At 32.4% G+C, this 12,354-nt stretch carries 11 protein-coding genes; 6 read left to right on the top strand and 5 right to left on the bottom strand.

The genetic code is table 11. From position 1 onward, the window contains the following. Window position 1 precedes the first annotated feature (1 nt). Together Q361_RS01735 and Q361_RS01740 are read right to left on the bottom strand one after the other, a co-directional pair. Window positions 2-382, bottom strand: a complete 381-nt coding sequence (locus Q361_RS01735) for a DUF779 domain-containing protein (protein WP_103724986.1) — start codon at window positions 380-382, stop codon at window positions 2-4. A 78-nt stretch (window positions 383-460) separates the two neighbouring features. Then, window positions 461-1,966, bottom strand: a complete 1,506-nt coding sequence (locus Q361_RS01740) for an aldehyde dehydrogenase family protein (RefSeq protein ID WP_103725147.1) — start codon at window positions 1,964-1,966, stop codon at window positions 461-463. Window positions 1,967-2,213: 247 nt separating this feature from the next. Here Q361_RS01740 and pheT point away from each other — a divergent pair, with 247 nt between their 5' ends. Further along, window positions 2,214-4,634 carry a phenylalanine--tRNA ligase subunit beta gene (gene pheT, locus Q361_RS01745; RefSeq protein ID WP_103724987.1) on the top strand — a complete coding sequence of 807 codons (2,421 nt, stop codon included), beginning with the start codon at window positions 2,214-2,216 and terminating at the stop codon, window positions 4,632-4,634. Between the two features lie 145 nt (window positions 4,635-4,779). On the opposite strand, the gene Q361_RS01750 is transcribed toward pheT, so the two are convergent. The 3 genes from Q361_RS01750 to Q361_RS01760 are packed head-to-tail and all read right to left on the bottom strand — an operon-like array spanning window position 4,780 to window position 7,323. Then, complete coding sequence (locus Q361_RS01750) at window positions 4,780-5,007, bottom strand: hypothetical protein (protein WP_103724988.1); 228 nt, start codon at window positions 5,005-5,007, stop codon at window positions 4,780-4,782. Between the two features lie 18 nt (window positions 5,008-5,025). Beyond that, a complete protein-coding gene (locus Q361_RS01755) occupies window positions 5,026-6,405 on the bottom strand; it encodes an MATE family efflux transporter (protein WP_103724989.1) in 1,380 nt (459 codons plus the stop codon). A gap of 48 nt (window positions 6,406-6,453) precedes the next feature. Continuing rightward, window positions 6,454-7,323: a PPK2 family polyphosphate kinase gene (locus Q361_RS01760; RefSeq protein ID WP_103724990.1), complete on the bottom strand. Its 870-nt coding sequence runs from the start codon at window positions 7,321-7,323 to the stop codon at window positions 6,454-6,456. Window positions 7,324-7,442: 119 nt separating this feature from the next. Between Q361_RS01760 and Q361_RS01765 the strand changes: the two genes are divergently transcribed. From Q361_RS01765 to Q361_RS01785, 5 genes are all read left to right on the top strand, one after another. Then, window positions 7,443-8,258, top strand: coding sequence for a DUF6929 family protein (locus Q361_RS01765; RefSeq protein ID WP_103724991.1), 816 nt, complete (start codon window positions 7,443-7,445; stop codon window positions 8,256-8,258). Further along, on the top strand, window positions 8,255-8,842 hold the full coding sequence (locus Q361_RS01770; protein ID WP_103724992.1) for an LURP-one-related/scramblase family protein: 588 nt from the start codon (window positions 8,255-8,257) through the stop codon (window positions 8,840-8,842). Before Q361_RS01765 ends, Q361_RS01770 begins: the two co-directional genes overlap by 4 nt. A gap of 119 nt (window positions 8,843-8,961) precedes the next feature. Continuing rightward, complete coding sequence (locus Q361_RS01775) at window positions 8,962-9,495, top strand: RNA polymerase sigma factor (RefSeq protein WP_169929245.1); 534 nt, start codon at window positions 8,962-8,964, stop codon at window positions 9,493-9,495. A gap of 2 nt (window positions 9,496-9,497) precedes the next feature. Then, complete coding sequence (locus Q361_RS01780) at window positions 9,498-10,436, top strand: hypothetical protein (protein ID WP_103724994.1); 939 nt, start codon at window positions 9,498-9,500, stop codon at window positions 10,434-10,436. Window positions 10,437-10,469: 33 nt separating this feature from the next. After that, window positions 10,470-12,338, top strand: a complete 1,869-nt coding sequence (locus Q361_RS01785) for a VWA domain-containing protein (RefSeq protein ID WP_103724995.1) — start codon at window positions 10,470-10,472, stop codon at window positions 12,336-12,338. Window positions 12,339-12,354 lie beyond the last annotated feature (16 nt).

Raw genomic sequence — 12,354 nt, forward strand, 5'->3', positions numbered from 1 at the left:
ATTATTCATTTATTTTAATATCCTCTAAATTCTGTAGCTCTTTATCATCAAACAATCTGTAGTTTATTTTAAACGTTTTTCCAAATGGTGTTTCTAAAGAGAAACCTCCTGCTCCTATTCCGTTTGTAACATCCAAAGTAAAATGGGCGTGCTTCCAATATTCAAATAAATCTTTATCTACCCAAAACTCAAAACCTTTAATTGTTCCTATACAAACATCTCCATATCTTAAATAAAATCCGCCTTTCTCAAAACATTGTGGTTGAGTACCCTCACAACAACCTCCTGCTTGATAAAACATTAAATCGCCAAACTTATTTGATAAAAAATCTATTAGATTTAGTGCTTCTTGTGTTGCTTGTAATCGTTTTATTTTTTCCATTTTATACAAAATTAAAAACCGCAAATTCATCAAATATACTCATTTTTGAATTTGCGGTTTAGCTAACAAACCTTACTTTTAAAAGAAACCTAATTTGTTTTTATTATAAGAAATTAACATATTTTTGGTTTGACGATAATGATCTAACATCATTTTATGGTTTTCTCTACCAATACCCGATTGTTTATAACCTCCAAACGGAGCTCCTGCTGGATAAGCATGGTATTGATTTACCCAAACTCTTCCTGCTTTAATGGCACGTGGTACACGGTACAATTCATGTGCATCGCGAGTCCAAACACCAGCGCCTAAACCATACATAGTATCGTTGGCTATTTCTATAGCCTCTTCGGTGGTTTTAAATGTTGTTACTGCCAATACTGGTCCGAAAATTTCTTCTTGAAAAATTCTCATTTTGTTGTGACCTTTAAATAAAGTAGGTTGGATATAATAACCTCCCTCTAAGTCGCCTCCAAGATGATTAACATCTCCTCCACACAACAATTCTGCACCTTCTTCTTTACCCAAATTAATATAAGAAAGTATTTTATCTTTTTGTATTTGAGAAGCTTGAGCACCCATCATTACTGTTGGATCAAAAGGATTTCCAGTTTTTATTGCAGCTACTCTAGCCAACACTTTTTCTATAAATTTATCATAAATAGACTCATGAATCAATAATCGAGACGGACAAGTACAAACTTCTCCTTGATTTAAAGCAAAAAGAGCAACTCCTTCTAGAGCTTTATCCAAGAACTCATCATCTGCGTCCATTACCGATGGGAAGAAAATATTAGGTGATTTTCCACCCAACTCTAGCGTTACAGGAATAATATTTTCGGTGGCATACTGCATAACCATTCTACCTGTAGCCGTTGAGCCTGTAAATGCTGCCTTGGCAACTTTTGGGTTGGTAACCAAAGTTCTACCCAATTCTGCGCCAAATCCGTTTACAACATTTATAACTCCTGCAGGAAGCAAATCGCCTATAAGTTCCATAAGAACCATTATAGAAACAGGCGTACTTTCGGCAGGCTTAAGTACTACACAATTTCCTGCAGCTAGAGCAGGAGCTAGTTTCCAAACTGCCATGAGTATAGGGAAATTCCAAGGAATAATTTGTGCAATTACGCCAAGTGGTTCATGCATTATTATAGAAACGGTATCTTTGTCCAACTCTGCAATTGAGCCTTCTTCTGCACGTATTACACCTGCAAAATATCTAAAATGATCTATTGCCAAGGGCAAATCGGCAGCCATAGTTTCTCTAATAGCTTTACCATTATCTAGCGTTTCAACTGCTGCCAAATGAGCCAAATTGGCTTCCATTCTATCTGCAATTTTGTTTAAAAGGATGCTTCGCTCTGTAGCCGATGTCTCACTCCATGTTTTAAATGCTTCTTCAGCTGCATTTACTGCATTTTCAATATCAATTTTACCAGAATGAGCCGCTTTTGCCATTAATTTTCCATCAATAGGTGAAAGCACTTCAAAATATTGCCCTGTTGAAGGCGCTTGCCATTTACCATTAATGTAGTTATCATACTTTTCTTTAAGTTGTGGTCGTTGAATTAATTCACTCATAATTTTATTATTTTTGGTTACTCCAAATGTAGTAGCTAGCTTTTTTTGAAAATAGCACATTTCTTTCAATTTATAGCACAAAATTGATATAGTGTTATTTTAATGCTGCAAAAATTACATATACTAAAATTTTTTAAAGTTTTAATTACGATATTAACAACCTTATTCTTTATGTATATTTTATGAAACATAATTTTAAACTAACTTTTACAATGCTTATCTTTGCACCCTTAATATTTTAGAATATATGCGCATTTCATACAATTGGTTAAAGCAGTTTATTAAAATCGATTTACCATCTGAAGAAACTTCGGCTTTATTAACCGACCTCGGGTTGGAAGTTGAAGTTGTAGAAAAATACGAGTCTTTAAAAGGTGGCTTAAAAGGAGTTATAGTTGGCGAAGTAAAAAGTTGCGAAAAGCATCCTGATGCCGATAGACTAAAAGTTACAACCGTAGATTTAGGCGAAGGCAACATAGTTCAAATTGTTTGTGGTGCTCCCAACGTTGCCGCAGGACAAAAAGTACCCGTAGCTACAATTGGAACAAAATTGTATGATAAAGAGGGTAACGAATTTGAAATAAAAAAAGGAAAAATAAGAGGTCAAGAAAGTCACGGTATGATTTGTGCCGAAGATGAGCTAGGTATAGGCAACAATCATGATGGTATTATGATTCTTGATAATTCCTTAAAAACAGGTACTCCTTTGGCTGAAGTATTCAATATTGAAAACGACGAAATATTTGAAATAGGACTTACTCCAAATCGTGCAGACGCTATGTCTCATTATGGAGTAGCACGTGATTTGCGAGCAGGGCTTATTCAAAAAGGGAAAAATATCGAATTAATAACTCCATCTGTATCTTCATTTAAAGTAGATAAACGTATACTAAAAATTGATATTGATGTAAAAGATAGCAAACTCGCACCAAGATATTGCGGTGTTACTATCTCTGGAGTAGATGTAAAAGAATCTCCAGAATGGTTACAAAACCGTTTAAAAGCTATAGGTCTTACCCAAAAAAACAATATTGTAGATGTAACCAATTATATTTTACATGATTTAGGACAACCTTTACATGCTTTTGACGCTTCAAAAATTCATGGCAAAATAATTGTAAAAACAGTAGAAACTGGTACAAAATTTACCACACTAGACGATGTAGAACGTATTCTTGACAAAGACGATGTAATGATTTGCGACGAGAAAGGGCCACTATGTATGGCTGGTGTTTTTGGAGGCAAAAACTCTGGAGTTACAGATACTACGACAAATATCTTTTTAGAAAGCGCTTACTTTAACCCTGTTTCGATTAGAAAAACAGCAAAAAGACATGGCTTAAGCACTGATGCTTCTTTCCGATTTGAGCGAGGTATCGATCCAACACTTACAGAATACGCTTTAAAAAGAGCAGCACTACTAATTCAAGAAGTTGCTGGAGGAGAAATTACATCAGATATTATTGATGTATATCCTAAAAAATTAGAAGATTTTACTGTTTTTTTAAATTATGAAAAAGCATTCCGTTTAATTGGGCAAGAACTTCCAAAAGAAACTATAAAAAGAATTTTGGCATCACTCGATATCAAAGTAAATAGTAGCTCTGATGCAGGTTTAGGGCTTACCATACCTGCTTATAGAGTAGATGTTCAACGCGAAGTAGATGTTATTGAAGAAATTTTACGTGTGTATGGATACAACAACATCAATTTTACCAAAAAACTAAATGCAACAGTTGCCAAAGCAGGTAGAACCGAAGATTATAAAATACAAAATGTTGTGGCATCGCAATTGAATGCTTTAGGTTTTCATGAAATGATGGCAAATTCACTCACTACTGCCGAGTATGTAAAATTATCAGATTCTTTAAAAGAAGAGAATAATGTGGCAATGCTAAATCCGTTAAGTAGTGATTTATCTGTAATGCGTCAATCGTTGCTCTTTTCTGGATTAGAAGCAGTTTCTTACAATATTAACCGTAAAAATAGTGATATTAAGTTATTTGAATTTGGTAAAAGTTATAAAAAAATATTATCAGGTTACAGCGAGAAAAAACATTTAGCATTGTTTGCTACTGGAAATAGTTACCAAGAATCTTGGGCTTTACCACAAACAAACGGAAGTTTCTTCTTTTTTAAAGCCTATGTTGTAAGTATATTGGAACGCTTAGGTTTTAACAAACTTGTTCATACTATTGTAAATCAAGACGTTTTTGCTGAAGGTGTAGCACTAGCTTATGGAAAAGATACTCTAGTAGAATTGGGTACTGTTAAAAAATCAATTCTAAAACATTTTGATATTAAGCAAGAGGTTTTGTATGCCGAATTTAATTGGGACTTAGTTATTAAACTTATTTCAAATAAAATTAAATTTCAAGATATTCCAAAATACCCAGAAGTGCGTAGAGATTTAGCCTTATTACTTGATGAATCTGTTAGCTACGAACAACTATTAAAAATTGCACAACAAACCGAAAAATCTTTGCTAAAAGATGTAAATTTATTTGATGTTTATGAAGGTACAAATTTGCCAGAAGGCAAAAAGTCGTATGCGTTAAGTTTTATACTTCAAGACACTACCAAAACCCTTACAGATACTCAAATTGACAAAATAATGAGTAAATTAAAGCAAAACTACGAAACCGAGTTGAGTGCTAGTTTACGCTAAAAATAAAAAGGTTGTCTAAAAAGCATAATCTTGTCAAGCTAAAGTTGTTTTCAGCTTCTATAAAATTTGATTATCAATTATTATTAGATTCCGAAATAAATTCGGAAAGACAATAATTAGACTTTTTGGACAGCCTTTTCTTTTCTTATTCTTCAAATCGTTCTATTTCTCTATCGTAAAACTCTAGAGCTTTTACAACTAGTTTTTCCATTTCTTCGGTAAGCTCTATTTCTTCTGTTTCATCTACTTCTTCCAAAAATTCAACCTCATCATTTTGAACATTCAATATAAATCTTGGATAATCTAGATGAATAACATACACATCATCTGGAAAATCGGTATTATCTGCTAGCACAAATTTTGGTAATTCCATATCGTTTATTTTTAATTTTTAAATTATATTATTTTCGATTAATTTTTTTGATAAGTAACTAAAGCGAATGTACAAAAATAATGCTGCAAAAGTTAGGCCTGCCAATAATCCGATCCAAACACCTACTGCTTTTAAGTGTGTAAATAATCCTAAATAAATAGAAATAGGAAAACCAACCAACCAATATGCCGTAAAGGTAATATACATAGGTATTTTTACATCTTGTAAACCTCTTAAGGCACCCAAAACAACAACTTGCAAACCATCTGAGAGTTGAAAAACAGCAGCAATAAGTATTAAATTACTAGCTATAGATACAACCTCAGAAACATTGGCAGTAACAGAAATTTCATTAAAATTGACAAACAAATCTGGTAGATAATTGTGAAAAACAACAAATAACAGTGCAAATATAGTTTGCACAATTATAGCAAGTAAAAACAACGAACGAGCAGCAACTTGTAAACCTACAAAATCGCGTTGCCCTTTTAAATTCCCTACTCGTACCATACCTGCTACACCCAAACCAGACACAAACATAAAGGTAAATGTAGCAATACTTAATGCTATTTGGTTTGCAGCTTGGCTCTCGGTATTTATTCTTCCACAAAGCCATACTGCTCCTGTAAATAGTGCTACTTCAAAAAACATTTGAAACCCCGAAGGCAAACCTAAATTTACAATACGGTTTACTATTTTTTTATTAAAATTTGAAAATGAAAAATGATGAAAATAAACAGCAAACCTCGATTTATTTTTGAGTGAAAAATGAATAAATCCCAACATAAAAAAACGCGATATTACGGTTCCATAAGCAGCGCCAAGCATACCCATTTTTGGAAATATCCACCAACCATATATCAATACAATATTTAAAAGTATATGCACTACATTGGTGTATAAATTGGCCCACATACCTATTTTGGTTTGTTGTTTACCATCGGCAAACTGTTTATAACCTTGAAAAAGAATTAAAGGAATAAGCGAAAAAGCCAAAACGTTTAAAAATGGTTTTGCCAAAGCTACAACAGCCTTAGGTTGCCCCATACTATCGAGCAAAGGATTTGAAAAATAAATTAGAGTAAATAAAAAAACTCCCAAAAGGGCGCATAGTTTCAAACCATGATGAAAAATAGTACGTTCTTTCTCTAGGTTTTTTTCAGCATCTGCCTCGGCAATAAGCGGTGTAATAGCTGTAGAAAAACCAATACCTAACGACATCGCTATAAATACAAAACTATTGGCTAGAGATGCCGCCGCTAGTTCGGTAGCACCAATATGCCCCACCATTACATTATCTACAATACCTACTAGAGTATGACCTAACATACCTAGTATTACAGGTATAGCTAGTTGTAAATTGGATTTGAACTCTTTAGAATATTTTGATAACTGCACAACTCATATTTTTCGAGCGGCAAATATACTCCAAAAAAGGCAACCGAATTAGTCTTGAAGCATTTTCTTGTACACCTCAATATTTGCTTTTACATCAGGCTCAAGCTCGGGTTCTATTATATCGGTAAGCAATTGCAAATGTTCCCAAATAATTTTGGCAACTAGATATCTTGCTGCTTTTTTATCATCTGCAGGCACAATATACCAAGGTGCATACTCTGTATTTGTGCTACTAATAGCCTCTTCATAACAAGCCATATAGCGATCCCAATGCTCTCGCTCTTTAAGATCACCTACAGAAAATTTCCATTGATCTTCTTCATTTTCAAGACGTTTTAACAATCGTTTACGTTGTTCTTCTTTACTCATGTGAAAATAAAATTTTAAAACTTTAGTTCCGTTTTGAGCAATATGCTTTTCAAAATTGTTTATTTGTTGCAATCTATCTTGCCAAAATTCATCTGTAATATCTTCTACTGTATTTATATTTGGTAGATTTTCATTCAAAATATATTCAGGATGCACTCTAGTAACCAAAACATTTTCATAATGCGTTCTATTAAAAACGGCAAACTTTCCTTTTTCTGGCAAAGCTAAATAATGGCGCCATAAATAATCGTGTTCCAATTCGGTAGAAGTAGGTGTTTTAAAACTATGTACCACTACCCCACGCATATTAAACTCTTTAAAAACCTCACGTATCAAACTGTCCTTACCACAAGTATCCATACCTTGTAAGCAAATCAAAAACGCATATTTGTTGTGTGCATACATTGCGTCTTGTTTTTTACTCAATTTTTTCTGAACTTCTTGTAATTTTTCTTCTTTTTCATCATCAGACAGTCCCAAATCATTCAAAGTAGAAATATCTGCAAGTTTTACAGTTCCTTTTGGTCTAAAATTATCAATCGAAATCATTGCCCTAATTTAATTTTTATATATTTGAAGCTATTCCCGCTATCCGCTTAATCTTTTTTAAACCTGCCGGTGTTAAAAAAGGATACCGCTTCTATCGGGGCTAAAACTATAGCTAATATATGGAAAAATTTATAATAAACTCTCTTTGTACCATTTACGGATTAGGATCTGCATCGGGAATTATTTATCAAAACGAAAACCTATACCTTATTTCTGACAATAGCACGTATCTTTTTGAATATCATACACCTAGCCTTACATTAGAAAAAATTTCAATAACCAAAAATGCTTCGCAGAATATTGTAAAAAAACAAAAACCAGATTATGAAGCTCTAACACTATACAACAACAAATTGTATTTATATGGTTCTGGCTCGACTAAAAACAGAACTATACGAACGCAATACAATCTAGCAAACAAAAAAATAAAAGAAAAAAAGCTAGATAAACTCTATCAAAAATTAAAACATAAAGCTAAAATAAGCGATGATGCCTTTAATATAGAGGGTGTAATTATGCTTGAAAACAAAATTTTGTTTTTCCAAAGAGGCAATAAAGGCTCTCATTTAAACGGTATTTTTGTATACAATAAAACATCAAAACAAGTGGACTATTTTCCTGTTTTTATTACAAAAGAGCAAAATATTGAAGCCACTTTTACAGATGCTATTTTAGTGGAAAATACGATTTATTTTTTGGCGGCCGCCGAAAATTCATCATCAACCTATTTAGACGGAGAAATACTAGGAACTTGGTTTGGCAGTATGGATTTGGATACATTTCAAATAAATCAAATTTTAAAAATATCCAATAATCAAAAATTTGAAGGAATTACGCTCTATAAAAATTTGCCCAACCAAAAAGAATTCCTACTTTGCGAAGATAATGACACAGAAAAACTTGAATCAACGATATATAAATTAACACTATTATGAATCCTGTACTTAACAAAAATTTATTTTTAATAAAAGAAAAAATCGGAATGTTTAAAGCGAGTAATAACTATGATATTTATGATGCTACAAACAACGAACTAGTAATGGTATGTAGAGAACCTAATCTTGGTTTTTTCACAAAAATGTTTCGCTTTACCGATTATAAGCGTATGACTCCTTTTGAAGTGGTTATTTCTACTCCCGAAGGTAAAAAATTAATTACTGTAAAAAGAGGCGTTACTTTTTTTAGAAGCGATGTAGAGGTTCTAGACGAAAACGACAGATTATTGGGTACATTTAAACAAAAGTTTTTCTCTATAGGTGGAAAATTTGAAATATACGACAACAATGATTTTCCAGTGTGTAAACTACAAGGTAAATGGACCGGTTGGGATTTTAAATTTACAAAAGACACTAAGGAATATGCTCATGTGAGTAAAAAATGGGCTGGTGTAGGAAAAGAATTTTTCACCTCTGCCGACAACTATGTATTAGAAATAAACGATGCCGTAGCGCCAGATGATAAAATAAGACAACTTATACTTGCTGCAGTAACCTGTATAGATATGGTACTTAAAGAATAATACCAAAATATTTTTTAGTAAAACCGTTAGCTCTTCTAACGGTTTTTTTTATTTTTTTAAAATAGCTTTCCAACCTTTTTTAGTAAATTGTACTCTTTAGTATAAAACACACTATTGTGATAGACGAAAAAATAATACTAGCCTGCAAAAAGCAACAACGAGAAGCACAAAAGCAAGTGTACAACATACTTGCTCCAAAGCTCTATGCGCTTTGCAAAAGATACTTAAAAAAAGAAGAAGAAATAGAAGAAGTTATGGCCGATTCGTTCTACATAATCTTTACAAAAATCGAGCAACTTAAAGAAAATAATGCTTTTGTAGGCTGGTGTAAAAAAATAACAGTAAACGAATGTTTAAGACAATTAAAACAAAACATAAACTTTAATTTGTATTTAGAAGACACCAAGATTATTAATTTGGCTCACGATGAAACGGATAGTTCACTCCTTGAAAATGATTTATTACAACTTTTAAAATTATTACCCGATGGTTGTAAAACTATTTTCAACTTATTTGTGATAGAAGGTTACTCGCACAAAGAAATTGCGCAACAACTTCAAATCTCTGAAGGAACATCAAAATCGCAACTTAATGTTGCCAAAACCAAACTTAAAGAACTTGTACAACTACACTTCTACCATCAAGCAAAATAATTATGAAAGATAACGAAAACATATTTAATCAATTCAAAAATTTAGCTGAAAGTTCTAGCGAAGATTTTCCAAACAGCGAAAAAATTTGGAATAAAATAGAACACAAGCTCGATAAAAAAGTGCTAAAAACAAAACATAAACTTTGGCAACAAATTGCTGTTGCTGCATCTATATTGCTTGTTGTTTCTATTGTATATCAATTTTCGCAATCTACACCAAAAAACAATAATACCACTAATGAAACAGTAGTTGTAAAAGATTCTATCGTTCTGCCTCAAAGTGATAAAGCAGTTGCATCAAAAGAAAATACAGTAGCCACACCAACCCTAAAAAGTAAACCTCAAATAGATAAAATATTAAAAAAACAAACAGCTTTATCTACATCTATAGGATATATCGATACAAAAGAAGTTCAAAATGAAGTAACTACGAGCCATGAAACCAGCAAAGAAATTGTAAATAAAAAACTTAATCTTGAGGTAAATACCAATGCTTCATTTAGAAATGTTGCCTCAGCTACTCCAGAGAGCAACAATAAATGGTATGGTTCAAAAAAATATGATGCTGTTGTAGTAGAAAAAGACCAATATAAACCTTACGCTACTTTTACTCAAGAAAATCAAAAGATAAAAAAAGAAGAACCAATCGTTGTAATTGATGGAGAAGTAGCAAGCAAAGATGATTTGAATGACGATGATATAGATATTGAATCGGTTTTACATTTAAATAATCCGCTCTATATCATAAACGGAATAACCTATACAGAACAAGAGCTATTTGGTCCAAATCCTACAAGTCCATATTATCCATTAAAAAAACAAATTATTGAATCGTTTACTGTTTTAGAAAAAGAAAAAGCCATCGCTCTCTATGGCAAAAAAGCAGAAAACGGTATTGTTATTATAACCACAAAAGACGGAAAACCTAGAGAGAAAAAATAATCAATACATACAAAACCGCTAAAATTTTAGATTATGAAAAGTAGTAAACTTATTTCATTAGCCATTGCTATGCTCTTTTTTAAAGTAGTAATTGCGCAAGAAAGAATCATTACAGGAATTGTTACAGACGGAAAATACCCACTTTCTGGAGTATTCATAAAGAATGGAAACAATGGCACACAAACCGATTTTGATGGTAAATATGCTATAAAAGCAAAAGAAAATGACATACTCATATTCTCTTACATAGGTTATGAAACTGCCAAAATTGAGGTTAAAAAACAAAATGTAATCAATGTTACTTTGAGCCTTAAACAGAATGCTCTTGAAGAAGTAGTTATTGTTAGATATGGATCACAAAATAAAAATATTGATAAACTTTCGTACTCCAAAAGTGTTGCTACTTCAAATTCTTGGAGTTCAAATTCCTTAAAATACGAAACTGATAAAAGAGCTATAGACAAAAATAGAGATAAATCTATTGGTTATATTGTAAATACAAACGATGAAGATTATGCTGCTTTAATTGAAAATAGTTTTGAGAGTCCAAAAGTAGCACCTCTTTCTACTTTTTCTATCGATGTAGATAATGCGTCTTATACCAACATTCGTAGATTTATCAACTATGGGCAAAAGGTTCCAAAAGATGCCGTTCGGGTAGAAGAAATGGTTAATTTTTTTACATACAATTATCCAAAACCTACAGGCAAACACCCTTTTGCCATTTATACAGAATATAGTGATTGCCCATGGAATTCTGAAAACAAACTATTAAAAATAGGTTTACAAGGAAAAGAAATATTATCAAACAACCTTCCTGCTTCAAATTTGGTTTTTCTTATTGATGTTTCTGGCTCTATGAACGAAAAAAACAAATTACCTTTGGTAAAACAGTCTATCAAAGCATTGGTATCGCAACTTAGAGAAGACGATAAAGTAGCTATAGTAGTTTATGCAGGTGCTGCCGGACTTGTATTGCCAACCACTTCTGGCAAAAACAAATCAACTATTATAGATGCTCTAGAAAAATTAAGTGCTGGCGGTAGTACTGCCGGAGGAGCTGGTATAGAACTAGCCTACAAAACAGCAGAAGAAAATTTTATAAAAGGAGGAAATAATCGCGTTATTCTAGCTACAGACGGCGATTTTAATGTAGGCTCAAGTTCCGATAATGATATGCAAAAATTAATTGAAGAAAAAAGAAAATCAGGCGTTTTTCTTACTTGCTTAGGCTACGGAATGGGAAATTATAAAGACAGTAAACTAGAAACATTGGCCAATAAAGGTAACGGAAACTATGCTTATATAGATACCATGCAAGAAGCCAATAGATTTTTAGTAAAAGAGTTTAAAGGTTCGATGTTTGCTATTGCAAAAGATGTTAAAATACAAATTGAGTTTAATCCAAACTTGGTAAAAGCTTATCGCCTTATTGGGTATGAAAACAGAAAATTAAGAGCCGAAGATTTTAAAGATGATACTATAGATGCTGGAGAGTTGGGTAGCGGTCATACAGTTACTGCTCTCTACGAAATAACACCTATTGAAGTAAAAAATAAATTTTTTATAGAACCAAACGATTTAAAGTATACCCAAGAAAACACAAAAAATAATTTTTCTGATGAACTAGCTTCTATAAAATTTAGATACAAACAACCCGATGGTAATCATAGCCTCGAATTATCAGAAATAATTAACAATAAAGTCATAGCATTAGAAAAAACCTCAGCAGATTTTAAACTTGCTACAGCAGTAGCTTGGTTTGGATTAAAATTGAGAGAATCAAAACTTATATCCAACACAAATATTACCGACATACTAACTCTAGCAAAACAAGCCCAAACAAACGATACAGAAGGATATAAAGGCGAACTTGTAAGACTCATCGAAGCCGTAAAATAATTTTAGTTGGTACTTT

The organism is Flavobacterium croceum DSM 17960, assembly GCF_002917885.1.
Classification (GTDB): domain Bacteria; phylum Bacteroidota; class Bacteroidia; order Flavobacteriales; family Flavobacteriaceae; genus Flavobacterium; species Flavobacterium croceum.

Coding starts and splice junctions, on each gene's coding strand:
- pheT (WP_103724987.1), top strand. CDS start 2,214: ATGCGCATTTCATACAATTGGTTAAAGCAGTTTATTAAAATCGATTTA.
- Q361_RS01765 (WP_103724991.1), top strand. CDS start 7,443: ATGGAAAAATTTATAATAAACTCTCTTTGTACCATTTACGGATTAGGA.
- Q361_RS01760 (WP_103724990.1), bottom strand. CDS start 7,323: ATGATTTCGATTGATAATTTTAGACCAAAAGGAACTGTAAAACTTGCA.
- Q361_RS01785 (WP_103724995.1), top strand. CDS start 10,470: ATGAAAAGTAGTAAACTTATTTCATTAGCCATTGCTATGCTCTTTTTT.
- Q361_RS01770 (WP_103724992.1), top strand. CDS start 8,255: ATGAATCCTGTACTTAACAAAAATTTATTTTTAATAAAAGAAAAAATC.
- Q361_RS01750 (WP_103724988.1), bottom strand. CDS start 5,007: ATGGAATTACCAAAATTTGTGCTAGCAGATAATACCGATTTTCCAGAT.
- Q361_RS01740 (WP_103725147.1), bottom strand. CDS start 1,966: ATGAGTGAATTAATTCAACGACCACAACTTAAAGAAAAGTATGATAAC.
- Q361_RS01780 (WP_103724994.1), top strand. CDS start 9,498: ATGAAAGATAACGAAAACATATTTAATCAATTCAAAAATTTAGCTGAA.
- Q361_RS01735 (WP_103724986.1), bottom strand. CDS start 382: ATGGAAAAAATAAAACGATTACAAGCAACACAAGAAGCACTAAATCTA.